26 protein-coding genes are annotated in these 24,246 nt (G+C 58.0%); 13 read left to right on the top strand and 13 right to left on the bottom strand.

Translation table 11 applies throughout. From position 1 onward, the window contains the following. Positions 1-663: ATP-binding cassette domain-containing protein (locus ABJP42_RS16270; RefSeq protein WP_348342205.1), on the bottom strand; the 663-nt coding region annotated here is incomplete at its 3' end. A 201-nt stretch (positions 664-864) separates the two neighbouring features. Here ABJP42_RS16270 and ABJP42_RS16265 point away from each other — a divergent pair. Continuing rightward, positions 865-1,890, top strand: a complete 1,026-nt coding sequence (locus tag ABJP42_RS16265) for a LacI family DNA-binding transcriptional regulator (protein ID WP_348342203.1) — start codon at positions 865-867, stop codon at positions 1,888-1,890. A gap of 37 nt (positions 1,891-1,927) precedes the next feature. Here ABJP42_RS16265 and ABJP42_RS16260 read toward each other — a convergent pair whose 3' ends face one another. Further along, positions 1,928-2,830 carry a LysR family transcriptional regulator gene (locus ABJP42_RS16260; protein WP_348342202.1) on the bottom strand — a complete coding sequence of 301 codons (903 nt, stop codon included), beginning with the start codon at positions 2,828-2,830 and terminating at the stop codon, positions 1,928-1,930. Between the two features lie 185 nt (positions 2,831-3,015). Here ABJP42_RS16260 and ABJP42_RS16255 point away from each other — a divergent pair, with 185 nt between their 5' ends. Then, positions 3,016-3,702 (top strand): YceI family protein, encoded by a 687-nt coding sequence (locus ABJP42_RS16255; RefSeq protein WP_348342200.1) that lies wholly within the window; start codon positions 3,016-3,018, stop codon positions 3,700-3,702. 70 nt (positions 3,703-3,772) lie between these two features. Continuing rightward, a complete protein-coding gene (locus ABJP42_RS16250; RefSeq protein WP_348342198.1) occupies positions 3,773-4,555 on the top strand; it encodes an SDR family oxidoreductase in 783 nt (260 codons plus the stop codon). Between the two features lie 57 nt (positions 4,556-4,612). On the opposite strand, the gene ABJP42_RS16245 is transcribed toward ABJP42_RS16250, so the two are convergent. Continuing rightward, positions 4,613-4,771, bottom strand: coding sequence for a hypothetical protein (locus ABJP42_RS16245; protein ID WP_348342207.1), 159 nt, complete (start codon positions 4,769-4,771; stop codon positions 4,613-4,615). A gap of 211 nt (positions 4,772-4,982) precedes the next feature. Beyond that, positions 4,983-5,144: a hypothetical protein gene (locus tag ABJP42_RS16240; protein WP_348342196.1), complete on the bottom strand. Its 162-nt coding sequence runs from the start codon at positions 5,142-5,144 to the stop codon at positions 4,983-4,985. Here ABJP42_RS16240 and ABJP42_RS16235 point away from each other — a divergent pair. Beyond that, positions 5,128-5,811 (top strand): hypothetical protein, encoded by a 684-nt coding sequence (locus ABJP42_RS16235; RefSeq protein ID WP_348342194.1) that lies wholly within the window; start codon positions 5,128-5,130, stop codon positions 5,809-5,811. The genes ABJP42_RS16240 and ABJP42_RS16235 overlap by 17 nt on opposite strands. A gap of 53 nt (positions 5,812-5,864) precedes the next feature. On the opposite strand, the gene ABJP42_RS16230 is transcribed toward ABJP42_RS16235, so the two are convergent. The 3 genes from ABJP42_RS16230 to ABJP42_RS16220 form a co-directional block, all read right to left on the bottom strand. Further along, positions 5,865-7,379: a tripartite tricarboxylate transporter permease gene (locus ABJP42_RS16230; RefSeq protein ID WP_348342192.1), complete on the bottom strand. Its 1,515-nt coding sequence runs from the start codon at positions 7,377-7,379 to the stop codon at positions 5,865-5,867. Position 7,380: 1 nt separating this feature from the next. Next, positions 7,381-7,863, bottom strand: a complete 483-nt coding sequence (locus ABJP42_RS16225; RefSeq protein WP_348342190.1) for a tripartite tricarboxylate transporter TctB family protein — start codon at positions 7,861-7,863, stop codon at positions 7,381-7,383. A 76-nt stretch (positions 7,864-7,939) separates the two neighbouring features. Further along, the gene (locus ABJP42_RS16220; protein ID WP_348342188.1) at positions 7,940-8,926 is read right to left on the bottom strand and encodes a Bug family tripartite tricarboxylate transporter substrate binding protein; all 987 of its coding nucleotides are present in this window, start codon (positions 8,924-8,926) and stop codon (positions 7,940-7,942) included. Positions 8,927-9,032: 106 nt separating this feature from the next. Between ABJP42_RS16220 and ABJP42_RS16215 the strand changes: the two genes are divergently transcribed. The 4 genes from ABJP42_RS16215 (at position 9,033) to ABJP42_RS16200 (ending at position 12,797) form a co-directional block, all read left to right on the top strand. After that, a complete protein-coding gene (locus tag ABJP42_RS16215) occupies positions 9,033-9,698 on the top strand; it encodes a response regulator transcription factor (protein ID WP_348342186.1) in 666 nt (221 codons plus the stop codon). Beyond that, positions 9,691-11,058 carry a sensor histidine kinase gene (locus ABJP42_RS16210; protein ID WP_348342184.1) on the top strand — a complete coding sequence of 456 codons (1,368 nt, stop codon included), beginning with the start codon at positions 9,691-9,693 and terminating at the stop codon, positions 11,056-11,058. The genes ABJP42_RS16215 and ABJP42_RS16210 overlap by 8 nt, the downstream gene beginning before the upstream one ends. Next, positions 11,037-12,068: an ABC transporter substrate-binding protein gene (locus tag ABJP42_RS16205; RefSeq protein WP_348342182.1), complete on the top strand. Its 1,032-nt coding sequence runs from the start codon at positions 11,037-11,039 to the stop codon at positions 12,066-12,068. Before ABJP42_RS16210 ends, ABJP42_RS16205 begins: the two co-directional genes overlap by 22 nt. 105 nt (positions 12,069-12,173) lie before the next feature. After that, positions 12,174-12,797: a hypothetical protein gene (locus ABJP42_RS16200; protein WP_348342180.1), complete on the top strand. Its 624-nt coding sequence runs from the start codon at positions 12,174-12,176 to the stop codon at positions 12,795-12,797. A 54-nt stretch (positions 12,798-12,851) separates the two neighbouring features. Here the strand turns inward: ABJP42_RS16200 and ABJP42_RS16195 are convergent, their stop codons facing one another. Together ABJP42_RS16195 and ABJP42_RS16190 are read right to left on the bottom strand one after the other, a co-directional pair. Then, positions 12,852-13,259 (bottom strand): universal stress protein, encoded by a 408-nt coding sequence (locus ABJP42_RS16195; protein WP_348342178.1) that lies wholly within the window; start codon positions 13,257-13,259, stop codon positions 12,852-12,854. Positions 13,260-13,393: 134 nt separating this feature from the next. Next, entirely contained in the window at positions 13,394-13,720 is a 327-nt protein-coding gene (locus ABJP42_RS16190) for an antibiotic biosynthesis monooxygenase family protein (RefSeq protein WP_348342176.1), read from the bottom strand. A 145-nt stretch (positions 13,721-13,865) separates the two neighbouring features. On the opposite strand from ABJP42_RS16190, the gene ABJP42_RS16185 reads away from it, so the two are divergent. Together ABJP42_RS16185 and ABJP42_RS16180 are read left to right on the top strand one after the other, a co-directional pair. Then, positions 13,866-14,567, top strand: coding sequence for a hypothetical protein (locus ABJP42_RS16185; RefSeq protein WP_348342174.1), 702 nt, complete (start codon positions 13,866-13,868; stop codon positions 14,565-14,567). 49 nt (positions 14,568-14,616) lie between these two features. After that, positions 14,617-15,102 carry a HugZ family pyridoxamine 5'-phosphate oxidase gene (locus ABJP42_RS16180; protein WP_348342172.1) on the top strand — a complete coding sequence of 162 codons (486 nt, stop codon included), beginning with the start codon at positions 14,617-14,619 and terminating at the stop codon, positions 15,100-15,102. Between the two features lie 11 nt (positions 15,103-15,113). On the opposite strand, the gene ABJP42_RS16175 is transcribed toward ABJP42_RS16180, so the two are convergent. The 3 genes from ABJP42_RS16175 to ABJP42_RS16165 form a co-directional block, all read right to left on the bottom strand. After that, positions 15,114-17,399, bottom strand: a complete 2,286-nt coding sequence (locus ABJP42_RS16175) for a glycosyl hydrolase family 28-related protein (RefSeq protein WP_348342170.1) — start codon at positions 17,397-17,399, stop codon at positions 15,114-15,116. Between the two features lie 385 nt (positions 17,400-17,784). Continuing rightward, positions 17,785-19,422 carry a lysine--tRNA ligase gene (locus ABJP42_RS16170; protein ID WP_348342168.1) on the bottom strand — a complete coding sequence of 546 codons (1,638 nt, stop codon included), beginning with the start codon at positions 19,420-19,422 and terminating at the stop codon, positions 17,785-17,787. Between the two features lie 139 nt (positions 19,423-19,561). Next, entirely contained in the window at positions 19,562-20,455 is an 894-nt protein-coding gene (locus tag ABJP42_RS16165; protein WP_348342166.1) for a LysR family transcriptional regulator, read from the bottom strand. 115 nt (positions 20,456-20,570) lie between these two features. On the opposite strand from ABJP42_RS16165, the gene ABJP42_RS16160 reads away from it, so the two are divergent. The 3 genes from ABJP42_RS16160 (at position 20,571) to ABJP42_RS16150 (ending at position 23,881) form a co-directional block, all read left to right on the top strand. Continuing rightward, positions 20,571-21,077 carry a cupin domain-containing protein gene (locus ABJP42_RS16160; protein WP_348342164.1) on the top strand — a complete coding sequence of 169 codons (507 nt, stop codon included), beginning with the start codon at positions 20,571-20,573 and terminating at the stop codon, positions 21,075-21,077. Positions 21,078-21,209: 132 nt separating this feature from the next. After that, entirely contained in the window at positions 21,210-21,632 is a 423-nt protein-coding gene (locus ABJP42_RS16155) for a tellurite resistance TerB family protein (protein ID WP_009809459.1), read from the top strand. A gap of 197 nt (positions 21,633-21,829) precedes the next feature. Further along, positions 21,830-23,881: a molybdopterin-containing oxidoreductase family protein gene (locus tag ABJP42_RS16150; RefSeq protein ID WP_348342162.1), complete on the top strand. Its 2,052-nt coding sequence runs from the start codon at positions 21,830-21,832 to the stop codon at positions 23,879-23,881. A 56-nt stretch (positions 23,882-23,937) separates the two neighbouring features. Here the strand turns inward: ABJP42_RS16150 and ABJP42_RS16145 are convergent. Next, positions 23,938-24,246: D-alanyl-D-alanine carboxypeptidase (locus ABJP42_RS16145; protein WP_348342160.1), on the bottom strand; the 309-nt coding region annotated here is incomplete at its 5' end.

Below are 24,246 nucleotides of genomic sequence, written 5' to 3'. Positions count from 1 at the left end.
GCGCAAAATGGTGACTCTATCGGCGATCTGCTTCACCTCGGACAGTTTGTGCGAGACGAAAACAACCGCGACACCGGTCTCCTTGAGTTTTTCCACCTGGCGGAAAAACAAGGCAGTCTCTGCCTCGGTCAGCACGGCCGTGGGTTCATCCATGATCAAAACCCGCGCGTTGCGGCTGATGGCTTTGACAATCTCGACCATCTGCTTTTCAGCGATGGACAGATCAGAGATGCGGGCAGAGGTCGAAATATCCAACCCGATGTCATCCAGGTATCCGCGCACTTTGGCGCGCATCGCCTCGCGGTCTAGAACGCCGTTACGGGTGAGCTCACGCCCCAAGAAGATATTCTCTTCCACCGTCATCTGTTCTGCCAGGTTCAGCTCCTGATGGATCAGGACAATTCCCAGACGCTCTGCCCCGCCATTGGCAGGCAGATCGATTTCATCCCCATCAAACAGGATGCGACCAGAGGTGGGTTTGTGAAAGCCGGAGAGCGTTTTGATCAGGGTGGATTTGCCGGCGCCATTCTCTCCGATCAGCGCGTGAACTTCGCCTGCGCGAATATCCATGCTGACACTGAACAGCACCGGAACCGATCCAAAAGATTTACTGATGCGGTCAGCTTCAAGCACAACAAAACCGCTGGTCTGCCCCTCAAACATGCCACCCCTCCCAAGGCAATTCCACAATCGCAAAACTGTGTCATTTTGACGTATGTAAACCTTTTCATCATTTGTGTAAACCTTTACAAAGCACCCTACATAGCTTCTCATCCATCAAAAATCACGATATAGACCCTCTTAAGAGACTGGAAATAAATACGAAATCCAGCAAAGAGAAAAACCCTACAGAGAGACGCAATTTTGAGCAGATCAGCGGACAAACCAGCCACAATCGAGGACGTCGCCAAGCTGGCAGGCGTGTCGATTGCCACTGTGAGCCGCGCGATTCGAACCCCCAAGAAAGTCGCCGAAAGCACCCGCAAAAAGGTCACCGCTGCAATTGCGCGCACGGGCTATACCGCCAATGCCATGGCGCAGAACCTGCGGATGAAACGCAGCCAGATGGTCATGGTGCTGACGCAATCGATTGCCGATCCAAACTTTCCCGGTATTCTGATTGGGCTTGAACGCACAGCCAACGAACGGGGCTATGGCGTCCTGATCGGCAATACCGAGGGCACGATCTCCTTGGAAGAAAACCATATGCGGTTTCTCTCCTCGGGTATGGTGGACGGATTGATCTTGCTGACAGGCCACCTGCCCGTGGCAGGACGGCCCCAAAGCCCGGTCTCGTCTTTCCCTCCCATGGTGGCGGCGACCTGCCCGGTAGATCATCTGGATATTCCCTATGTGGGCACGGATGACCTTGCCGCCTCCAAAATGGCCACGGAATATCTCATCTCTCTGGGTCACCGAAAAATCTGCTATGTCTCTTCCGGCAGCAGTGATGCCGTGTCCGACTTGCGGCAGGCAGGTTATGGCAGAGGCCTTGCTGAGGCCGCCGGGTCAATCCCGGACTGGGTCATTCAGGGCGATGGCTCCAGCGAGGGCGGGCGCGCAGCGGTAGAACGCCTCTTTATCAAGGACACCCTGCCAACCGCCTTCTTTTGCTACAATGATGACACCGCGATTGGCGTCATCAGCGCGCTGCAAATTCGCGGCTACCGCGTGCCTGAGGATTTCTCCGTTATCGGCTTTGATGACATCCCCTTTTCCAACAATATCACCCCAGCGCTGACCACCGTCCGTCAGCCACGCAACCAGATCGGCGAGATCGCGATGGGATACCTGTTGGACGGGCTTTCCGGAGGAGACAGCCCTCCGGGCCAGTCGCTTTTGCATGGGGATCTTGTGGTTCGCGAAAGTTGCGGGCCTGCATCGAACTAGCCGAACCAAATTCCGCTCCATAAACCAAAAACTGCGCTTAAGCTCTGTCTTTCATATGCTTTCGCAAAAAGTCCAGCATCACACGAGTTTTCTGCGGCAGGTAAGAGCGGTTTGGGTACAGTCCCCAGGCCGCAGTCTCAAAATCAGTCGCTGTGCAGTCATGATCGGCAAACAGGGCAACCAGACGCCCCTGCGCTAGCTCCTCTTTGATCAGCCAATCCGCCAGCAGTGCGACCCCAATCCCAAGACAGACAGCCCGGCGCAGTGCCAGGGCATTGGAGATCATCAGCCTGCCGCGCACAGCAACGTCAAAGGGCACGCCGCCACTGTGACGAAACCGCCAGTGCTGAGACAATCCTGGTAAGGCAAAGCGCAAGCACTCCACCCGTTCCAGATCCGTAGGATGGGTGATCGGCGCCTGCGCGCGCAGGAAATCCGGACTGGCCACCACCCGGTATCGCGTCCTTAAGAGGCGGGTCGAAACCAGCTCTCCCTTAGGCGCGGGTGCCAGGCGAATAGCCAGATCAATCCCCTGTTCGACCAAGTCAAGGTTGGTATCGCTGCTTTGCAAATCGATTGCGATATCAGGGTAAAGAGTCTGGAAATCAGGCAACAGCGGTACAATCATCTGATCGGCAAAGGCAACTGAGGAGGTCATGCGCAACAACCCTGTCGCAGTGCCCCGTAGGCCGCGTGCGGCCTCACGCGCGGCATCGAACTCTTCGATCAAGGGAGCAATTCGGGTCAGATAGGCCTGTCCCTCTTCGGTAACCGTGAGGCGACGGGTCGTGCGCTGAAACAGACGAATTCCCAATTCGCTCTCTACGTTGGCAACGGTGCGAGACACCGAAGAGGGGTCAAGGTCGAGCGCGCGGGCAGCGCCTGCAATGCTGCCATGGATCTGGACCAACAAAAGGGTCTTGAGGGACGAAATCTCCATTCATGCAGGTTACGCACGACTGTGATCAACTTTCAAACATTTATCCCCGACCAGGCATCAATTAAACCGGACCCATCACAACTGAAGGGCGCCTATGCCCCCCTTTGCAATAACAAAAGGGATGCACTTTCAGGCCCTCCTGCTGACCTGCCGGTGCCCCGGATCACCCCAAAGGAACACCTCTGATGAAACGTCTGTTTATCGCCGCCTATACGACTTCAATCCTTGCTTTTGCCACAGCCCCGCATGCCGAACCGGCAGAATGGACACTCGACCTCGGGCATGCCTATGTTGGCTGGCAAGTCGATCATATGACGCTCAGCCCTACTATTGGGCAGTTTCGCGACTTTGATGGCACCTTCCTGATCGACGAAGACGATCCCGCGAAATCGCAGATTTCCTTTACGGTGCAGACAGGTTCTGTCGATAGCAATCACCCTGGGCGCGACGCCCATCTGCGTGGAGCCGACTACCTGAGCAGCGCCATTTTCCCGGAAATGACCTTTACCTCGACGCGCGTGCAGATGTTGACGCCGACCTCTGGCAAGCTGCACGGTGACCTAACGCTCAACGGCACCTCCGCTCCGCTTGAGCTGGATTTTCGCATGGTCCGCGACACCCACTACCCGGAATTCCTGCCAAACTATGACGAAGTGCGTGTGCTGGGTTTTGAGGTTGAAGGAGAACTGTTTCGTCTCGACCACGGGATAGATTTTATAGCCTTCCTAGGGTCTCCAACGGGTCTCTCTGTTGATCTGGATATCCATTTTGATCTGGTCGACTGCAAGGGCGCCGCCACGACCAACATCCCCTGTAACTGGGGCCGGGTTGCGGGCTTCCTTGGCCCAAACGAAACCGCTGCTAACCAGTAAGATCGATGCACAAGACCTATAGCCAAACGGCATCTAGCAAGGCCAATTACGTCATCTAGCGGAGGGATCCATGGAACATCTGAAGGGAAAAACAGCCATTGTCACCGGTGCCAGCCGTGGGATTGGCGAAGCAACCGCGCGATTTCTGGCAAGCCAGGGGGTCAAGGTTCTCCTGGCGGCCAGATCGGCCCAGGTGATCGAAACCCTTGCGGCTGAAATCTGCGCAAACGGCGGAGAAGCCAGCGCCTTTGCCTGCGATGTCAGCGATCACAGTGCAGTTCTCGCCTTGGTCGCCCAGGCCAAAAGGCGCTTCGCCAGGCTCGATATTCTGGTCAACAATGCAGGGCTGATTGACCCGATTGCACGCATCGCTGACAGCTCTCCCGAGGCCTGGGGCCATTGCCTGGATGTGAACGTCAAAGGGGTTTACCATGGGCTGCACTACGCCATTCCGGTGATGTTGGAGCAAGGTGGCGGGACCATCATCAATCTCTCCTCTGGTGCTGCCAATTCCTCTCTGGAAGGCTGGTCGCACTACTGCGCCTCTAAGGCCGCCGTGGCGCGTTTGACCGGCGTGGCGCAAAAGGAATATGCCGCCGATGGTCTGCGAGTGATAGGCCTCAGCCCCGGTACTGTCGCCACCGATATGCAGAGCAGCATCAAGGCCTCGGGCATAAACCCGGTAAGCCGACTTGCTCCTTCGTCTCATATTTCCCCTGAATGGGTGGCGCAGGCCATCGCCTACCTTTGTGGTCCTGACGGCGATGAATTTGCGGGCGGGGATTTTTCCCTCAAGACCAGCGAAGGGCGGCAGAGGGTTGGACTACCACTCGCAGATCGGTTGCCAGCGTAGGATCCCAGGCTCACTGCGCAATAAGAAAGGCCCCCAAAACTGGGGGCCTCTTGCACTTCAAAGCTTCGCTTGAGCTGGGAACCAGCTGTACCCTTTCCAGGGCACCAGAACAGTCTCAGCCTTGCACAACCGGATATCGCTGCCGTAGCCGATAGTGCCAATCAGGATGATCCCCATGCCGCACCAGTTGCACATTGCGTTTTTAGGTTGGAACAACACCAATTCTCACTACGAACTCGTGACAATTTCAACCATTCTAAAGCAGCACCACTTGGAGGAGAGGCCAGCCACATGAAAACGCCAAAAAACATGATCCTGAGTGAATTTTCGCCCTCACCGGTCCGCCACCGCCTGGGCCTCTGATTGCTCTGGTGCAGGAGCTTAATCCTGCCCGGAATTGGCTTAATTCGGCTTCCAACCATTCCTGTCAAAACCTTGCGGCTTTGTTACCGCAAGCCTCGGTGGAGGGGGCGTTTTCCTTGCCGTAAGGCTCGGAGCTTGACAGGCTGTGCAAACCAAAGTTTGATTTCACCCGCTTCTTTTTGCACATTTCTTTAGAACAGGATTTTTTCATGAGCATCTGGGTCATCCTTGTCTTGATTGCAGCCAGTACCATTGGGTCAGGGCTTATTTACAAGGCCCTGCAAGCGGGAGGTCGCAAGCAGGCAGACTATCAGGCCTTCGCCCAGGCGCAGGGCTGGCATTATCAACGGGTCGAACCCAAGACGGGGTTTGAAAAAGTAGACGAGTTTTCGGACCCGCAAGATGACTGGAGGCTGAAGATCATTGTCGCAGGTGCAGGTGCGAAGCGTGGCGTTGTGCATCGACGCCAGGAATGGCAGTCTCCGCAGGGGGCACTGGCGGGCGGCGAAGCCGTGCTGGGTATGCCCTTGCCGCAAAAGAGCGTGGCAATGCTGCAAACCGGTGGCCCAATGGGCCAGCAGATCCTCAAGGCGGCCCTCAAGGCGACATTTCACGCTTTGGGGAAAACCAAGTTCGATCTTGCCATTGACGATGCCACCGCCGGGGACCCCGGCGGGGTGGTGATGACCTCTGAAGGTCAGGCAAAGGCAATGGATAGCCTGCGGGCCAATGGTGATCTTGTACGGTTTCGCGACACTCACAAGAAGGCCGAGGTCCCGGTCATTCTGCGCGACCCCGAAGGGCTCAAACTACGCCGTCCCGGTGCGGTGAAGGATCTCAAAGATCTGGTGGCTCTGGTGGCTTTGGGTAAATCCCTGCGGGCTGACCTGTAGTCACAACAGAAGCCTTAACCCCAGCCAGACAAAACCTGGCTGGGGCGCTTCACTCAATCCCCGTCTGCTACTCCAGCAGCCCGCAGCCTGGCCCGCCGTGCCCGGTAGCTGGGCAGGACCACCAGCAACGCTGCAACAGCCAAAAGACCAAGGGTAATGGGCCGTTCCCAGATGAAGGCAATGCCGTCATAGAGCTGCATCGACCGGGAGAAGTTATCCTCCAGCATGCCGCCCAGGATGAAGCCGATCAGCAGTGGCGCAAGCGGGTAGTCAGCAAAGCGCAGCGCGGTGGCGCAGACCCCAAAGCCAACCAGCAGCAGCAGTTCAGTGACGTTATTCTGGCCTATGTAAGCCCCCATCAGGGTGAAAAAGAGGATGAAGGGGATCAGATAGGTGCGCGGTACCGCCAGGATCTTGGCAATATAGGGGATCAGCGGCAGGTTCAGGATCAGCAACACGAGATTGCCAATGAACATCGACATGATCACCGCCCAGAAGACCTCGGGCTGGTCTACCATCAGCCGCGGGCCCGGCGTGACGTTCAGCGCCACCAGGGCCCCCAGTAGAATGGCCGTGGTGCCAGAGCCGGGAATACCAAGGGTCAGCAGCGGCACAAAGGAGCCGGTGCAGGCGGCGTTATTGGCGGTTTCCGGCGCGGCCAGCCCCTTGATCGAGCCTTTGCCAAACTCCTTTTGTTCCTGCTTTGGCGCGATATTGCGCTCTACCGCATAGCCAAGGAAGCTGGCAATGGTGGCCCCTGCCCCCGGCAGAACACCGATGAAAAAGCCCTGAACCGATTGCCGCCCGATCACCGGCGCAATCGATTTGGCCTCGGCCCGGCTGATCCGCAGATCCTTGATCTCGCCACTGCTACCGCCCTTGGTCACCTTGGGTTTGAGCACCAGAAACAGCGCTTCAGGCAGGGCAAACATCGCCATGGCCAGGGTGATGAAGCCAAAGCCAGACTGCAGATCCATGATCCCCATGGTAAAGCGTGGCAGGTTGAAAAGCGCCCCTTCGCCAACCGTGGCCATGATCAGGCCCAGGGTGGTCATCATCAGCGCCTTGGCCACCTGGCCCGTACCGGCAAAAGCAGCGATGGCCGAAAGCCCCACCACCATCAGCGCGAAATACTCGGCCGAGTGAAACAGCAACGCGACGGACGACAGCGCCGGGGCAAAGATCATCAGCAAAAGCGCGCCGATGCTGCCACCGGCAAAACTGGCGATGGCGGCAATGGTCAGCGCCTTGCCAGCCTTGCCCTGTTTGGCCATCGGATAGCCATCAAAGCTGGAGGCAACCGTACCAGCAACCCCTGGCGCGTTCAGCAGAATGGACGAGGTTGAGCCGCCAAAGATGGCGCCATAGTAGACCCCTGCCAAAAGGATCAGCGCCGCCGAGGGATCCCCCATCGAGATCGCCACCGGGATCATGATAGCGATGATCGACATCGGCCCCAGCCCCGGCAACATGCCAATAAAGGTGCCAATCAAACAGCCGCCAATCACCATCAGCAGGTTTTGCATAGACAGGGCCGTTTGCAGGCCAATCAAAAGTCCTTCAAGCATATCACCCTCCCCAAAAACCAGGCAGCGGGCGCATGTAGATGCCCAGAACCTGCTGGACCAATGACCAGACAATCACTGTGGCGATCAGTGCCACCGGCACCAGAATATGCCATTTGCGCTCACCCAGAATAGCGCCGCCCAGGATAAGAAAAGCAGAGGTGGACAAGAGAAACCCCAAGGGGCGCAGACACAGCGCATAGCCAACCATCAGCGCCAGTAGCAGCAAGGCCTGCCCCAGGTGATAGTCCCCCAGTCGACGATAATCGATTTCTGCGGTTTTCTCGGCGCTCTTTTCCAACCCAAACAGGATCACACAAGAGGCAACCACCCCAAGAATGGACAGAACCTTGGGAAAGGTACTGGGCCAAATCGGGTTGCGTTTCATAAACGGGGCCAGCCCCGCATCCATGGTGAACCAGGCCGTGTAGCCATAGGCCAGGCAAATACTTAGCAGGACCAGTGCGATCCATCGATCAAGAGCCATTTTCCCCTCCCCCTTATTCAAACATGGCAAGGCGATTGCCCGCCTTGCCATGCCCGTTTTCGTCACCAGATGGTCTTCAAAGGAAGCCCAGCTTCTTCATCAGATCGCCAATGACCTGTTCCTGCTCTTCCAGGAAGCCTTTGAACTCTTCGCCAGAGTTATGGATGTTCACCCAGCCATTGCGGGCGCGCACTTCTTCCCATTCAGGCGTGTCATACATCTTGGCCAGAGCCTCCTGGTACATCGCCAGCTTATCCTGAGACAGACCCGGAGCGGCAAAGAAGCCGCGCCAATTGACAAATGAGGTGTCGATGCCCTGCTCCTTCATGGTCATCGCTTCCGGGGCCGCGCTGACGCGCTCATCCGAAGTAACGCCAATGATCTTGACCTCACCGGCACCAGCGAGATCAACCGCTTCGGAAAAACCAGTGGACAACGCCGCGATCTCTCCCGAAAGCAGCGCCGCCATGGCTTTGCCACCAGCATCATAGGGGATGTATTTCACCGCCAGCGCATCCTTACCTGCGGCCTCCATCACCATGGCGGCGACCAGATGGTCCATGCCGCCGGGGACCGAGCCGCCGCCAATGGCGGTTTTGGACGGATCGGCGTCAAAGGCCGTCATCAGATCATCCATCGAGTTGATCGGGCTGTCTTTGCCCACCACGATGGCGGCGTAGTCGCCAATGGTGCCGGCCACCAGCGTCAGATCGCGGAAGTTATGCGGGAACACCCCCGTCAGCGAGCGGATCACAATCGGCGTCGAGTTGACCATCAAGGTGCCATGGTTGCTGTCGGCATTCTCGATCAGATAGCCAATGGCCTTGCCACCACCACCACCAGACATGTTTTCATAAGACGCCGTTTCGACCAGACCGGCCTTGGTCAGGGCTTCACCCGTTCCGCGTGCAGTGCCATCCCAACCACCACCGGCACCACCGGGGATCAGAAAGTGAATACTATCGAGAGCCTTGCCCTCATCAGCCAGAGCCGGAGCGGCAAAACCCAGCGCAGCAATAGCGGTAGCCATCAGGGCACGGCGGCCCAGTTTCAATGTCATCATAGTTTCCTCCCATTTGACAACTGTCCGAAAGGCGGCTCAGTTGAGGGAGACAAACACAGCAACCTGACACAGACCTGTCACGCGACAAAAAAAGTGAAAAAAGCGCATGAAGTTCCTGCTGGTCGAAGACAATTTAGAGCTGGCAAACGCGGTCTGCGCCCGCATGCATCTGGATGGTCATACTATTGACCATGCAGGACAAATCAGCGATGCAATCGCTTTTTCCGAGACCGGAGACTACGACCTGATCCTGCTGGACATCATGCTGCCGGATGGTGACGGGCGCAGCTTTCTGAAACAGCACAGAGACCAGAAACGCGACACGCCGGTCATCGTTTTGACCGCCCGCTCGCAGGTCTCTGACAGAATCAGCATGCTGGATCTGGGGGCCGATGACTATGTCACCAAACCTTTCGATCACGAGGAACTTCAGGCCCGGTGCCGCGCGGTTTTACGGCGCAAGGCTGGCACCGCACAGACCGTTTTGCAGCTTGGCGATGTGACATTTGATCCGGTGGCCGGGCTGGTCACCGTCTGTGGAACGGCGGTCAACCTGCGCAACCGGGAATTGCGCTTACTGGAGCTACTGTTCAACGCACCAGGGCAGATCTTCCCCAAACAGAAACTGGTGGACCGGCTGTTTTCCTATGACGAAGATGTCTCAGCCAATGCGATCGAGGTCTATATCGGACGGTTGCGCAAGCATCTTGAAGGGTCAAAATTGAAGATCAGCACCCATCGCGGTCTGGGATACCGGCTGGATCATGGCTGAGCCGAAACAGGTCCTCGGATCTCTGCGCAACCGGCTGGCTGTCACGCTGATTGGTGGTGCCACCATCCTGGCGGTGCTTTTGTTTTTGGTGGTGCGCAACTATGCCGCTCAGATCGCCCAGCAGGGCCAGGACAGCATTCTTGCCGCCTCTGTTTCCTCCATCTTGGACGCAGCGGTGTTGCGCGACAATCAGGTAGAGATCGATTTTCCCTATGCTTCGTTTTCAATGCTGACAACCCCGGCCGATGATCGGGTGTTCTATGCGATCTACCGCGATGATGAACTGCTATCCGGCTATGTCGACCTACCGCGCCCCGACCACATCGCAGCCCAGGCGCATCACTATCAGACCTTGACCTACAGCGGCACGCCGGTGCGGATCTCCACCGCATCGCGGGTCTTGCTGGGGGCAGATCTGCGCACCCGCGTCACCGTATCGGTCGCCCAGACACAGGATGCGCTGTCTGATACATTGAACAGTATCTCGAGAAACGTCGCCTCTGTGGGTTTTGGCTTTTTTGTTCTGGCGGTACTGCTGTCTTTCTGGGTGACCTCCACCACCGTAGCGCCGCTCAACCGACTGGCCAGATCCGTAACCCGGCGCGGCCCGCAAGACCTCAGCCCGGTTGCTCAGCCGGTGCCAACCGAAATGGTGCCCTTGGTCTCCTCGCTCAACAGCCTGATGGCCCGACTAAACCAATCGCTCACACAATCCGAGGATTTCATCGCCGAGGCCGCCCACCGTGTGCGCACTCCATTGGCGACCGTGCGTTCCTATGCAGAGACCACTCTGCAGCGGGTCGACAAGGAAGAAAACCGGCAGGCTCTGCGCTCCATGGTGCGCGCCATCGACGAAAGCTCCCGCGCGGCAGGGCAATTGCTGGACCATGCGATGATCAGTTTTCGCGCTGACCAGCTAGAGTACCAGGATCTTGATCTGGTGGAACTGGTGCAGGATCTGGTCTTGCGCCTCGCCCCAGTAGCCGAAATGAAAGACATTGAGCTGCGGCTGGATTTGCCAGAGCCGGTGCCGGTCAAGGGCGATTCCATCTTGCTACAAAATGCCATCCGAAATCTGATCGACAATGCGCTGAAATACTCCCCCAGCGAAAGCATCATCGATATCCGCGTCAGCTCTGATCCGCGCTCCCAGGTCGAAGTTCGGGATCAGGGGCCGGGATTCCCGCCGGATGAAATTGCTGACCTCGCCCTGCGGTTTTCACGCGGCAACAACGCAACGGGCACCATTGGATCCGGTCTTGGCCTGACCATTGCCCAGGATGTCGCGCTGGCCCATGGCGGTGCAATGACCCTCACCAACCGAGAGAAAGGCGGCGCATGCGTTATCTTTTCGCTTTGATGCTCTGGACCTCCCCCTTGGGCCTAGCGGCACAGGACTGGGAGGATCAGCAGATCTTCACCGGCAGCCTTGTCGGCCAGACATCCAATCAGTCGGGCAGTCAAACTCTGCGCATTCTGTCCAGTACCGACACGTCCTTTATGACGCCGGTCATTACCAGCTATCTGGCTGAACACCCTGATCTGTCGGTGCGATATCTGGTCTCTGGCACGGCGGAAATCGATCGCATTTTTCGCCAGGACCCGGCGCAGTACGATCTGGTGATTTCCAGCGCCATGGACCTGCAGTTCAAACTCACCAACGACGGCTTTGCCCTGCCAATCGAAGGCATTTTCACCCCCGACTGGGCGCAGTGGCGCGACAGCCTGTTTGCCTTTACCACCGAACCCGCTGCCATCGTCATCCGCCGCGCCGATTTTGCAGGCCAGGATATCCCGCAGACCCGGCAAGAGCTGATCAAGGCCCTGCGCGCCCGCCCCGAGGTATTTCGCAACCGGCTCGGCACCTATGACATTCGCCAATCCGGCTTGGGTTACCTGTTTGCCACCCAGGATGCTCGTGCCTCTGAGACCTATTGGCGCCTCACGGAAGTCATGGGTAACCTTGGCACCCGGCTTTATTGTTGTTCCGGCGATATGATCACCGATCTGGCCAATGGCAAAATCGCCGTCGCCTATAATGTGCTGGGCAGCTATGCGGCGGCGCGTATGGAAACGGCCAAGGATCTGATGGTGATCCTGCCCTCTGATTTCCCAACCACCATGATGCGCACGGGGTTTGTTTCGGCCCAAGCCGCAGAGCCTGAACATGCCGGTGATTTCATGCGCCATCTGATCGAGGTGCAATCCGAGGCTATTGATCCCAAAATCTTCCTCTTGCCGCCCCTGCTTCCTGCCGACACGGCCGCTGGCCAGTCCTCCATCTCGCTCGGGCCTGCACTTATGGCCTATCTTGACCGCCTGAAACGGCGCACATTTTTGCAAGAATGGGAAAGCGCGGTCATTCAATAGACTGCTCATTGCTGAACGGGGGACCGTAGGAAACGGCAGCCTATTCGACCAGTTGCACGCCTGCTCTTTCGTGCTAGGCTCTGGGATGTATTGAGGAGGATTTTTATGAGTGTTCTTAAGACTATCACCCTGGCCGCCACACTGATGACCCTAGCGCAACTTCCTTCGATGAGCCTCGCTTACGGTGGCGGCGAAGGTGGCGGCGGCGGCGGCGATAGCAGCGCCGGAGGGAGTTCTTCGCAGGGGCTAAGCAATGCTACGACCCGCAGCGTGGTCAATATCATATCACGGGGCGGCTCCCGTTGTGGCAAGCTTCCTCCAGCCTACAAATGTGACTGTTTTCGCTGGGTCTACAAACGCGCCGCCGACAAACTGGCAGGAAATCCGACCTACTCCGAAGCCTACCAAGCTCTCGAACGCGTTGAACGCAGCCTAGAGGCCGTGGTCCAGCAAAACCGAGATACCACTCAGCCGATCCGGCGCCGCGCACTGGAAACCTACACCCCTGTCAAACCCGCCTCGGTGCCAAAGGTCAATCGCGCCACGGTCCAGGCCATGGACCGTGCCCAGACGGTTTTGCTGCGCTCACCCGATAATAAACAGGAACACTATGCCCGCATCGCGCAGGCGGTGAATTCGAACAAGGTCCTGCTGCGCTCTGCCCTGCTGCCCGGCGGCATGATCCGTCTGGCCAATAAGCTATTCACTTCGCTGCTGCGTCAGAGCTGAGGCCATGGATCTGCTCCCCTGCGCCAAGGCAGCGCAGGGGACAATGCTCTTTGTTTAGCGCACCACATGCACCGCGCAGGCGGCATGACGCACCACCTGGGCAGCAGTAGAGCCCAAGAGCAGATCCTGCATGCCGGGACGGTGCGAGGCCATAATCACCAGATCAGGGTTGTTTTGCTCGGCCCAGTCCAGGATAGACCGCCCCGAATGGCCTTCGATGACCAGACCAGTGGCATTGGGCAGGGTCTGGGCCAAAGCCTCAAGCTCTTCTTGCAGGGCATTACGGGCCTGCGCCATGTATTCAACTGGCATGTAAGAAATCGCATAGCTCGGAATTTGTTCGACCACATGCAAAAGTGTGATCTTGCCTTCCGGAGTGGCCAGCAATTGCGCCAGCTTAAGCGGCGCCGATACATCGCGATCCGGGTCAAACGAAATGGGAACAAGAATATTATGGTACATTTGAAGCCTCCTTTGGCTACTAACCTTTAAGGAGCATGCACCCAGATCAAACCGCAGGCATTGATCCAGGTCAGAAAACTCCCACCTTTGGATTTGTGTGTTTTCTGTTCAAAACCTGGCCTCCACTGAGGACGTTACAGGCTCTCAAAGGTGGCCGAGACATCATACATCACCGGCTCAAAACTACGGCAAAGCTCATTGATCTTGCGATTGCGCGCGCGCATTTCGTCAGAGCGCAGCATCTCCATAAAATCCTCCCGGCGGCGCCATTGCGAGTAGTTGGCAATGCGGGTCTGGGCATCGTTCACATGCAGACCAGCAGCAACAAATCCCGGCTGTTTAGAGATGAACTCCCCATAGGCATCCTTGAGCGCATCCATAAGATCCTGACAGGTTCCCGGCGTCATCTCAAAGGTGGTGATGACGGTCTGAATGCCCGCCTCATCGGTGATTTTTGGCATTGGCTTTCCCCTGGCTATTGTGCTGAGTGTGACAAGCCTACGATGGTTCCGGCAAAAAACGAACGCGTTTTTGCCAAGAGTGGTTGCCAGCCGTGGCAACACACTTAGAACGGGTATATGACAACAAGAATTCTGCGATAACGCTGTGCCCCGTTTGGGCCTTGGGCTTTTGATCCTGTACGCCGTGGCGCTGCCCCTGACAGCCACAGCTGGTGCCTGGAAGCAGCCGGCAGGAGAGGGGTTTGCCGCGACCAGTTTCACGCTTCGCAATTTGGACAGCGGTCTGCAGGGCGAACTTAGCTACTACCGCGATTATGGCCTCACTCCGCGATTTGATCTCGGCTTTGATTTCAACCAGCTTGACACCCAGTCAGGCCACGCTTTGGTTTTTCTGCGCCTGCCGCTGCAACAGGGAGCGGACACCACGCAGATTGCGGCTGGATTCGCCCTTGGGGGCAGCCATTTCGAGGGCGATTGGCAGCCGATGTACCGGTTGACGCTTTCGGCCGGGCGCAGCTTTCAAACCTCTGTCGGCAGCCTTTGGGGGAGTTTAGACCTGATCCTAGAGCAACGTGGCAGCGCCGCCTCTCCCATAGGGAAACTGGATGGCAGTTTTGGGCTGGATACGGGCCATCGGTTCTCGCCGCTGTTGCAGATTGAAACCGCCTTTGGCAGCGATCTGGATTTTAGCTATGCCATCATCCCATCGCTGCGCATCAAGCTCAACGACCTAAACTTTCTTGGCAAACAGCGCTTCAGCAACAGCGATCTGACCATTGGGCTTGAATATCGCCGCACAAAGACCCAAAGTCTCGGCCTCAAGATAGCCATGTGGCGGCGGTTCTGATGCGCGCCCTTAGCCAGCCCCTGTTCACGCACAGCGAGTAGACTGGACTATGACAAATCCAATCCGACCCACCGATAACGAAGCCCGCACCCTGGCCAAGCAACTTATGGGGGAGGCCCGCTTTGCCGCCCTGGGCACTGTGAGCCCCGAGGGCAGCCCGCTGGTCACCCGCGTGGCCTTTGGCCTATGCCCGGCCGGCCAGCCAATCAGCCTGATCTCTGGCCTGTCACAACACAGCCAGATGCTGCAGGCCAACCCGAACTGCTCGCTGCTGGTCGGAGAGCCCGGCGCCAAGGGCGATCCCCTCACCCATCCGCGGATCAGCCTGGTGGGCCGGGCAGAAGCCGTCGACAACCAGGGCCCAGAACACGCTGAGATGGCCGCGCATTATCTGCACAGCCATCCCAAGGCGAAGCTCTATATTGGTTTTGCGGATTTCTTCTTTGTTCGCTTTGCGCTGGATGTCGGCTATTTGAATGGCGGCTTTGGCAAGGCCTTCCACCTCAGCGCCAATGACCTCGCAATCCCCGGCTGAAGGCGACTGCTCTACTTATCCACCCGCACGATCACCTGTACCTCGCCGCGCAGGCTTTCCCCCCAGTTCAACCGGATCTGGTCCTGGTTACTGCCTTGCTCCAGCTGCACCCAAGGGCGCGGGTAACGATAGGTGCCGCCGGAATTGCGCATTGGTCCGATACAGACCACCGCTTCCACCGCCCGGGCCCGGCCCTGAAACGGCATGCCGCCCGCGGTTGAGACCGTCCAGGTGCTGGCCACGGTCGCCTGCTCGTGGCGCAGCCGCAGCGGGCTGGCCACCGGGGTTGAGATGCCGTGAAAGGTATTGCCTTCAAAGAACACTGATTTCGTGCGGCCAAAATCCAGATCCGAAAAACTGGTATCCACCCGATCCGCCCGGTCAATATTGCCATTGATCGACCGGAATTTATTGCCCGAGATACTCACCCCATTGAGGAAATGCCCGGTGCCATAGGGTTTCACCACCACGTAGCTGAACCAGGGCGCCACATCGCTGGACAGGAACACATTGTCGGTGATCGACAGGGCGCTAAAGGAAAACCCACTGGAGAAATTCGGGGTTGGGTCCTGCTCATTGGTCCATTCGATAAAACAATTGTCGACATAGTTGTCCGAAATCGTTGAGGCACAATAGGTCGAGGCGATGATCAGCCCGGCCGTGCGCACCCCGTTTGCGATACTGTCGCCCTGAAAAAAGTGATTGCCGGTGATAGTGTTATTGGCCCCGGCCAGCAATGCAAAATGCCGGAACTTGGTCACCCGGTTGTTGCGCAGCTTGGCGTCATTAGCATTCACATTGATGCCGACACTGCTGCGGTTGGGCACCGTTTCGGCCTCTTCAGAAGACAAGAACTGGCAATTGTCTACCAGAATGCCCTGACAGCCCGATCCAATCGAGGTAATCCCACGATCCTTGGGCCGCGAGATAAAGCAATGGTCCAGGCTGAACACCGTCCCAGCTGAGGGCAGACGCAGGGCGCTGCAATGGGAGTTGCACTGGATCTCCACCTCGGTCATGCCAAATTTGCTCAGCGCGCTGAAGCCGCTGAAATCCAGCATGTATTTGAAATCTTTGAAGGTAAAAACCTGAGTACCCGCCGCATCATAGAGCGGCGCATTCAGGGTTATCTCACCGGCACCGGTGTTCTTGCTGCGCACATAGATCTCACGCCCAACCCCAGAGCCCTCGACCAAAGCCCCCACCGGGATATTGGCAATATTATTGACGCTCTTCAGCTTGCGCGGATCATTGGGGTCATAGGTCGCCTGCTCACTCCAGCTCTGGGTATCCCAGGCCGCCCCGCCCGAGGCCGAGAGCTGACCATTGCGGATCACCCGCCGGGTTGAATAAGAGCTGCGATTGGGCACCGCCGCCTGCATGTCAATCGGCGCGGTAACGGTGACCATGCGCCCCGCCAAATCAAAGGATTCATGATCCGATGAATTCAGCAACGCTTGAAACCCTTTCTTGAACCCCTCTTCCTCATTGCCAAAGGCAGCCGCATAGGAGGGCAGGTCAAAGCTCTTGCGCAGCAGCAGCATCTTGTCGACCGGCATCCGAAGGCTGCCTTCAAAATGGGTCGGATTGTTGAGCGACACAGTCTGCGCCAAAAAGAACTGCCCGGCAGGCACCAGGATCTGCCGCCCCGCAGCGGCTGCATCCGCCGCTTCAAAGGCCGCAGTATTATCCGTCACATCATCGCCAATGGCGCCATAGTCGAGAACATCCACTGTGCTGATCATATCGCGCAGAAAGGCGCTGGTCAGATCGGTGAACTCAATATCGTCGATGCGAACTACACCGCCATTGGGGCCAATAAGATCCAGGCCCAAATGGCCATAGCTCGCTGCCAGGCCCCAGGGCATATCAACCCCTGTGCGACTGCCGGTGCCAATGATCGCTGTGACCTCAACCACCGCGCCATAGGAGGTCAGCGTGGTACTGCTGCCCACTTCGATCACCCCGTCCACATGGTTGTCGCTGCTGTCCCCGGCCCAGCCGGCAATCCGCACCGTTGGCAGGGCACCGCTCATCGCTTTGATCCGCGCCTTCACCTGCAAATAGCAGCCCGGCTGCAGCGGCGTCTTGCCCATATAGCGCAGTTTCTGGGTCGCCTGCAGCTTCTGCAACTCCAGACAGTCGGCAAAATCGGGATCCGCAACTACAATGGCTGCATTGGGCGCCCCGTCATAGGTATCCGAGCCCGGCGTGCCATCGCCGCTCGACCAGACGTCCAGGCCAGCCTCAAACTCTGGCGGCATCAACACCAGACCCGCAGTAATCACCTTGTTCATCCCTAAAACCCTTTCCAGCAGCGCGCATGCATATCGAGAGACAGAGCTACCTGACGGGGCTTAATCGGCACCAAGCACAGCGCGCGCCCCCTCTGCAACGCTGCCTGCCGGGCTTTGCTTTGGAGCCACTCCTCGCCTGAGGACCGCCCGGCAGGGAAAGGCGGCTGCCCCGGACCAAATCGCCGAGGGGCCCCGCCCCAAAGGGCGGGGAGACGGCTATTTTGTTTGGAAGGCGGCCGGTGCTCCCTGCCAGGACCTCAGTCAGGCGAGGGGGGAGGTCTTCAAAGCTTTGCTTGGGAGAGCCTCAGAGCTGAAATCGCTCCTTCAAACAAAAAAAGAGAGCGCCCAAAGGGCGCTCCCAATTCTTAGAACTCTGGATCTGGGACTATTCCGCCGCCAGAGCTCGCTCGATCAGCGCAATGGTCTCTTCGACGCCATAGAGCGCGATAAATCCGCCAAAACGTGGCCCCTGCGACGCGCCTAGCAGCACTTCATAGATCGCCGTGAACCACTCGCGCAGCGGCTCGAACCCGTGGATCTTGCCAATAGCAAAGACCACCGACTGCAGGAATTCCTCATTTGAAAAGTCGGCCTCCGGCAACGGATCGTCCTTGCCTGCGATCTCATTCTTTTTGGCAATTGCCGCCAGCGCCGCATCACCGGATTTCAAGGCATCCGCCAGGTCCTGCAGGGCCAGACGTTCCAGATCGCTTGGGGCGCGGAACACTTTGGTTGGTTTCACCTTGTCATTGAAATAGGCCACCGCAAAGCCCGCCGCCTGATCCATCGCCGGATTGCTTTCAGGCGTTGCATCGGGGGCGTATTTGTTGATGAAACCCCACATGGTCTCCTTGTCTTCAGCGCTGGACGCAGAGGCGAGGTTCAAAAGCATGCTGAATGGCACCACCATATCCGACTCCGGTACATCGCCGCCATGGATGTGCCAAACAGGGTTGTTCAGCTGCGCCTTCAGATCCTGCGTCGCATAGGCGCGCAGCTGCTGATGGTATTCATCCACCGCCTTGGGGATCACGTCAAAATGCATCCGCTTGGCGGTTTTGGGCTTTAGGTACATGAAATAGGACAGGCTCTCGGCGCTGGCATAGGTCAGCCATTCGTCGATCGAAATCCCATTACCAGAAGTCTTGGAGATCTTCTGCCCATTGGCATCCAAAAACAGCTCATAGGTGAAATGGTCCGGAGCGCGATGGCCCAGGATACGGCAGATCTTGTCGTAGATCGGCGTATTGGTGCTGTGATCCTTGCCGTACATCTCAAAATCAACTTCCAGCGCCGCCCAGCGGGCACCAAAATCCGGCTTCCACTGCAGCTTCACATTGCCGCCCGTCACCGGCACGGTCCACTCCTTGCCGTCCAGATCATCAAAGGTGATACTATGGGTCTCGGCACAGACCTTTTTCATGGGCACATAGAGCACCTGCCCGGTTTCCGGATGGAAGGGCAAAAAGATCGAATAGGTCGCCGCGCGTTCTTCGCGCAAGGAGGCCAGCATCACCTCCATGATCTCGTCGTATTTTTCCACTGCTTGTTTCAGCACCGCATCAAACTGACCCGAGCCATAGAATTCGGTGGCCGAGTAAAACTCATACTCAAAGCCAAAGGTATCGAGGAAGCGGCGCAGCATGGCGTTATTGTGATGGCCAAAGCTCTCGTGGGTGCCAAAGGGATCCGGCACCGAGGTCAGCGGTTTTTGCAGATGCTCTATCAGGCTTTCGGCATCGGGTACATTGCCCGGTACTTTGCGCATGCCATCCAGATCATCAGAAAAACAGATGAGCTTGGTCGGGATATCGCTGATCACCTCAAAGGCGGTTTTGATCATCGTGGTGCGGGCAACTTCGCCAAAGGTGCCGATATGCGGCAGACCTGAGGGACCATAGCCGGTCTCAAACAGCACATAGCCTTTCTCTGGCGCGCCCTTGGCATAACGTTTGAGCACCCGGCGGGCTTCTTCAAACGGCCAGGCTTTGCTCTTGAGAGCGGTGTCGCGCACATCAGACATTGCTGTTCTCCATCAGCGACCGCAAGGGTCGCATAGTCCTGTCCCGCCACCCCATGCAGCAGGCCCCTTACTCAGGTCGGCCCGGTCTATGGTGCAGATGCAGCATGAGTCAATGAAGAGAGCCGCGCTTGCACCGCTTTCAAGGGCTAGAATGCGCCTTTTCGACGATCCAGTCGAGAATTCGGCGCACATCCTCCTGTGCGCCAGTGCCATCACGCAGCCCAGCAAAATATCCGCGCGCCGAGGTGGTCGTCGGCGCTTGCAGCCGCAACAGCGCGCCGGTCTCAATAAAACTATCGAGAATACCGCCCCAGGCCAGAAAGATCCCCTGCCCCGCCAGCCCGGCATTTACCAGCATTGCATAGGAACTGAAGTCCAGAACCCGCGCGCGCTTTGGCATCCGCTGCCCGGCGGATTTGAACCAGCTCGGCCAGTCATGCCACTGGCTGCGGGCGGCCTCCATTGTCAGCAGGGTCATGCAGGAGAATTCATAGTCCTGCGGCGTCATGCCAAGCCGTGTCAGATACAGTGGGCTGGCCGCGGCATAGACCTCATCACTAAGCAATCGCTGCTCCCCGTCCAACCCGCTCCCCTGCAGGCCAAAGCGCACAACCAGATCGCCGGGGCGCACTGCCTCTCCATACTCCTGGCTTATGATACGAATCGTTACATCGGGAAAGGCCTGCTCCAGCTCTCCCAAGCGCGGGATAAGCCAAAATCCGACAAAACCAGAGGGGGCCGTGACCGTCACCACCCGCGTTTCTGCCGCTTTTCGGATTTGTGACACCACATCTTCGATCTGACCAAAACCACTGTGCAGGGCCTGCAAAAGATCCTTTCCTGCCTGGTTAATACGTGCGGGCCTATGGGTTCGATCAAACAGATCACAGCCCAGATCCGCCTCCAGTGTCGCGATCCGACGCGAAATTGCCGGTTGCGAAACATTCAACTCATCCGCAGCTGCGGTCAGCGTGCCGTGACGCGCTGCAGCATAAAAGGCCGTCAGGCCGGAAAAGCTTGGGAGACGCTCCATAACATAACCTCAACGTATATTATATCGCAGCTTTAGCGCATTGATCGGCACAGAAGAACCCCTTTATCTGACCTCAGTACAAAGTCACATCAAAACCTCAGGGAGGCCCCAGCACATGCAACAGGAAATGACCCAGGACATCGCAACCGACATTACTACGCTTGCCGTCGAATTTGATGACAGCGAGCAGTTGCATCAGGCTTGCAACCTGCCCCATGCGCCGCAGGACAATCTGCTGGTGGTCGATGCCGCCCAGGTGCCCTTGTCAGGTGGCACCGACGCCGCCTATGGCGAGGTCCGCTGGCGCACCTTAATCAACAGCTGCTCTGAGAAAAGCCGCGACATGGTGCTGGGCATCGCCGAGTTCGAACCCCATGGGCGGCTTTTGCCGCACCGCCATGACCCTGCTGAATTCTATTTTGGCCTCGAAGGCTCTGGTATTGTGACCATTGATGGCACCCCTCACGAGATGCGACCCGGTGTTGCGATCTATGTGCCCGCCAATGCCGAACATCACACCCAGGCCGGGCCGGACGGGCTGCGGTTTGCCTATGGCTTTGCCGAGGCCAGTTTTGAGCAAATCACCTATCGCTTTTCAGCAAGTGAAGAAGCCCAGGCCTGAAAGCCGCTGGGAACCGGCTGTTCCCCGGCCGTTTCCCGCCGGATTTTCACCCGCTGGCCAGAGGCAGGAGTTGAACCTGGGCCTGGCCATGCCTATCCTTGTGCCTGAAATTTCGCGCAAAAAGGATGTCCCATGCCCGAGCAAAACGCCCAATCCATGTCCCAGCAGGACTGCCTCGTGGCTCTGATGGTGGCGGTCTCTGCCTCGGACGAAAACATCCGCACCGCCGAGCTGATCAAGATCCAGTCCGCCGTCAACATGCTGCCGGTCTTTGCCGATTATGACATCGACCGCATGACGCGGATTTCCAATACCGTGCTGGATCTGTTTGAACAGGAAGACGGGCTGGAAGCCCTGTTTGGCCTGATCCGCGACGACCTGCCAGAGCGCCTGTATGAAACCGCCTATGCCCTGGCCTGCGATGTGGCCGCTGCCGATGGCAAACTGGCTGAGACCGAGCTCGAGTTCCTCGCCGAGGTGCGCTACGAGCTCAACATCGACCGTCTGCATGCCGCCGCCATCGAACGCGGCGCCCGTGCCCGACATATGGTCTAAACCCGTGACCCGTTAGAACCCCACCCTGCCCGCGCTTTTGATGCTCGGACAGGGTATTTTGGTAGCTGGTTTGGCGGGCTTTTGCCCCCCAAAGCACCTAATCACAAAATTGGTCTGCTCATATTCTCCAGTTTTGGAGCTTAAAGACACAACCACTTGCGCCTAAACAGGCTCCAACATCGTCATTGGAGCCAGCCATGAACAAGCCACTCGACATCCAAACTCTGCCCTCGGTCTGCCCGCTGGACTGCCCAGACACCTGCAGCCTTAGCGTCAAGGTGCAGGGGGAGAGATTGGTTGAGGTCAAAGGCTCCAGCGCCAATCCCTATACCGGCAGTGTGATCTGCAACAAGGTGGCGCGCTACTACCCGGAGTTTGTGCATGGCGCTGCCCGCCTGACCCATCCGCTGAAACGGGTCGGCCCGCGCGGCTCTGGCCAGTTTGAACGGATCAGCTGGGACACGGCCTTGGATATGGTGCATACTGGGTTCAGCAAGGCGATTGAGGCCCATGGCCCCGAATCTGTGCTGCCCTTCAACTATGCCGGCCCGCATGGCGAACTGGCAGGCGGCTCGATGGATCGACGGTTCTTTTACCAGATGGGTGCCAGCCTGCTCAACCGTGGTCCGCTGTGCGGCGGGGTGCGTGGTGGTGCCTATGCCAGTCTGTTTGGCGCGGCCCCAGGCATGCCGCCAGTGCAGATCGAACACTCTGATCTGATTTTGGTTTGGGGCAACAATGTTACTGTCTCCAACCTGCATCTGGCACCGCTCTTGAAAAAGCTGCGCGCCCGTGGCGGCAAGGTTGTTGTGGTCGACCCCAAGCGGATCAAGATTGCCGAGCAATGCGACCTTTATCTACAGATCAAACCCGGTACCGATGTGGTACTGGCTATGGGGCTCGCCGCCGAGCTGGAGCGCCGCAATGCGCTGAACGAGGCCTTTATAACTGAATGGGTAGAGGGATTTGATCCCTATATGAGCCAGGCCCGGCAATACGATCTGGACCAGGTGGTCGAGACCTGCGGTATCAGCGCAGAGGAGTTTCACGCGCTGGCTGATATGATGATTGCCTCCCAGAACATGGCCTGCGCCTTTGGCAATGGGATTGAGCGTGGCCGCTCTGGCGGCTCGGCGCTGCGGGCCGGCATGGCCCTGCCCGCACTGCTGGGGCATCACGGGCGACTGGGCGCCGGGGTGATGGCCAAATCCGGCGGCGCCACCCCCAAAACCCAGGCTAGACTGCAGGGGGACCATCTGATCAAACCCGGCACCCGGGTCTTCAACATCGTTGATTTGGCGGAAAAACTACAGGACGACAGCCTTGAGGTGCCGATCAAGGCCACGATGATCTACAACCACAATCCGGTGGCGACCCATCCGGATCAGGCCAACTTGATGCGGGCCTTGATGCGCGAGGATCTATTCATAGCGGGCTGCGATGTGGTGATGACCGACAGCATGGCCTATTGCGATGTGATCCTGCCTGCGGCCTCACATTTTGAGTTCGACGACATCTATGGCGCCTATGGGCAAAACTACCTGCAGCGGGCCGCTCCGGTGATCCCTCATGTCGGAGAAAGCCTGCCCAATACCGAAATCTTCCGCCGGCTCGCGGCCCGGTTTGGCTATGAGGATGCGCTGTTCCAAGCCAGTGACACCCAGTTGATGGATGAGGCGATCGACGGCGCCCACCCGCAGCTCGAGGGTAAACGCCCCAGCGAGATCCCATTGGATCGCGCCATCGAAATGATGGCCCCGGATGGAGAGCCGCTGGTGATGTGCAAGAACGTCACCCCGGCCACAGCTTCAGGCCGGATCGAGCTGTTCAGTCAGGACTACCAAGACCGCTATGGCTTTGGCGTGCCGCGCTATGACCCCGCGCCGCAGGATCTGCCCCTGGTGCTGATCACCCCCAGCTCCTCCAAACGGACCAATGCCACCTTTGGCAGTGACCCGGCCTCGACCGGACCGGAACAGCTGGAAATGCATCCCAAAGATGCCGAGGCCCGTGGCCTGACGGAAGGGGAGATCGTCACGGTCTGGAACGCACGTGGCGCTGTGACCCTGGCACTCAAGATCACCACAGCCACCCGGCCCGGCGTGCTTTATTCGCCCAAAGGCACCTGGCGCGGCTCTTCGCAAACCGGCCTTACGGTCAATGCGCTGATCCCCGCAGATATTCGCACTGATATCGAGGATGGCGCCTGCTACCACGAGACCTTTGTGGAGGTGAAACCGCTGCAATAACCTAGTGCAGGCACCGAGAGATCTGGGACATCTGGCTCGCCCCTATGAGTCAGGTCTCAGGTACCGTAGCTTTGGCCCCAGCGTTCGATCAACTGCTGTTGCAGGCGTTTGGCGTTTTTATTCCAGGCCCGCGCGCCTTCAGGGCGTTCACGCTCTGCCCGGCTGATCCGGGCGCGGGCCTTGGTATCAGCGGCAAAGATGGTAAAGGCCAGAACCGTGCCACCCGAGGTGGTCAGAAAGCCGCCAAGCCCGGAAACAAAGTTCAGCGTGCCGGTCTTGGCCGCAACCTTGATCGGGTGGCTTTTGATCACCCGGCCATTGGCATCGCGCATCGGAAAGCTTTTGAGCAACGGTTTCAGCGCCCC

The sequence above is a fragment of the Pseudophaeobacter sp. genome (assembly GCF_039971195.1).
Lineage (GTDB): Bacteria > Pseudomonadota > Alphaproteobacteria > Rhodobacterales > Rhodobacteraceae > Pseudophaeobacter.
This window is presented reverse-complemented; position numbering and strand designations above follow the sequence as displayed.

What these genes read in the sequence shown, in the direction of transcription:
- ABJP42_RS16155 (WP_009809459.1), top strand. Translation starts at nt 21,210, where the DNA reads ATGCCCGAGCAAAACGCCCAATCCATGTCCCAGCAGGACTGCCTCGTG.
- ABJP42_RS16170 (WP_348342168.1), bottom strand. Translation starts at nt 19,422, where the DNA reads ATGTCTGATGTGCGCGACACCGCTCTCAAGAGCAAAGCCTGGCCGTTT.
- ABJP42_RS16225 (WP_348342190.1), bottom strand. Translation starts at nt 7,863, where the DNA reads ATGGCTCTTGATCGATGGATCGCACTGGTCCTGCTAAGTATTTGCCTG.
- ABJP42_RS16210 (WP_348342184.1), top strand. Translation starts at nt 9,691, where the DNA reads ATGGCTGAGCCGAAACAGGTCCTCGGATCTCTGCGCAACCGGCTGGCT.
- ABJP42_RS16190 (WP_348342176.1), bottom strand. Translation starts at nt 13,720, where the DNA reads ATGCCAAAAATCACCGATGAGGCGGGCATTCAGACCGTCATCACCACC.
- ABJP42_RS16215 (WP_348342186.1), top strand. Translation starts at nt 9,033, where the DNA reads ATGAAGTTCCTGCTGGTCGAAGACAATTTAGAGCTGGCAAACGCGGTC.
- ABJP42_RS16250 (WP_348342198.1), top strand. Translation starts at nt 3,773, where the DNA reads ATGGAACATCTGAAGGGAAAAACAGCCATTGTCACCGGTGCCAGCCGT.
- ABJP42_RS16160 (WP_348342164.1), top strand. Translation starts at nt 20,571, where the DNA reads ATGCAACAGGAAATGACCCAGGACATCGCAACCGACATTACTACGCTT.
- ABJP42_RS16240 (WP_348342196.1), bottom strand. Translation starts at nt 5,144, where the DNA reads ATGACCCAGATGCTCATGAAAAAATCCTGTTCTAAAGAAATGTGCAAA.
- ABJP42_RS16260 (WP_348342202.1), bottom strand. Translation starts at nt 2,830, where the DNA reads ATGGAGATTTCGTCCCTCAAGACCCTTTTGTTGGTCCAGATCCATGGC.
- ABJP42_RS16235 (WP_348342194.1), top strand. Translation starts at nt 5,128, where the DNA reads ATGAGCATCTGGGTCATCCTTGTCTTGATTGCAGCCAGTACCATTGGG.
- ABJP42_RS16175 (WP_348342170.1), bottom strand. Translation starts at nt 17,399, where the DNA reads ATGAACAAGGTGATTACTGCGGGTCTGGTGTTGATGCCGCCAGAGTTT.
- ABJP42_RS16165 (WP_348342166.1), bottom strand. Translation starts at nt 20,455, where the DNA reads ATGGAGCGTCTCCCAAGCTTTTCCGGCCTGACGGCCTTTTATGCTGCA.
- ABJP42_RS16255 (WP_348342200.1), top strand. Translation starts at nt 3,016, where the DNA reads ATGAAACGTCTGTTTATCGCCGCCTATACGACTTCAATCCTTGCTTTT.
- ABJP42_RS16150 (WP_348342162.1), top strand. Translation starts at nt 21,830, where the DNA reads ATGAACAAGCCACTCGACATCCAAACTCTGCCCTCGGTCTGCCCGCTG.
- ABJP42_RS16220 (WP_348342188.1), bottom strand. Translation starts at nt 8,926, where the DNA reads ATGATGACATTGAAACTGGGCCGCCGTGCCCTGATGGCTACCGCTATT.
- ABJP42_RS16205 (WP_348342182.1), top strand. Translation starts at nt 11,037, where the DNA reads ATGCGTTATCTTTTCGCTTTGATGCTCTGGACCTCCCCCTTGGGCCTA.
- ABJP42_RS16180 (WP_348342172.1), top strand. Translation starts at nt 14,617, where the DNA reads ATGACAAATCCAATCCGACCCACCGATAACGAAGCCCGCACCCTGGCC.
- ABJP42_RS16230 (WP_348342192.1), bottom strand. Translation starts at nt 7,379, where the DNA reads ATGCTTGAAGGACTTTTGATTGGCCTGCAAACGGCCCTGTCTATGCAA.
- ABJP42_RS16200 (WP_348342180.1), top strand. Translation starts at nt 12,174, where the DNA reads ATGAGTGTTCTTAAGACTATCACCCTGGCCGCCACACTGATGACCCTA.
- ABJP42_RS16195 (WP_348342178.1), bottom strand. Translation starts at nt 13,259, where the DNA reads ATGTACCATAATATTCTTGTTCCCATTTCGTTTGACCCGGATCGCGAT.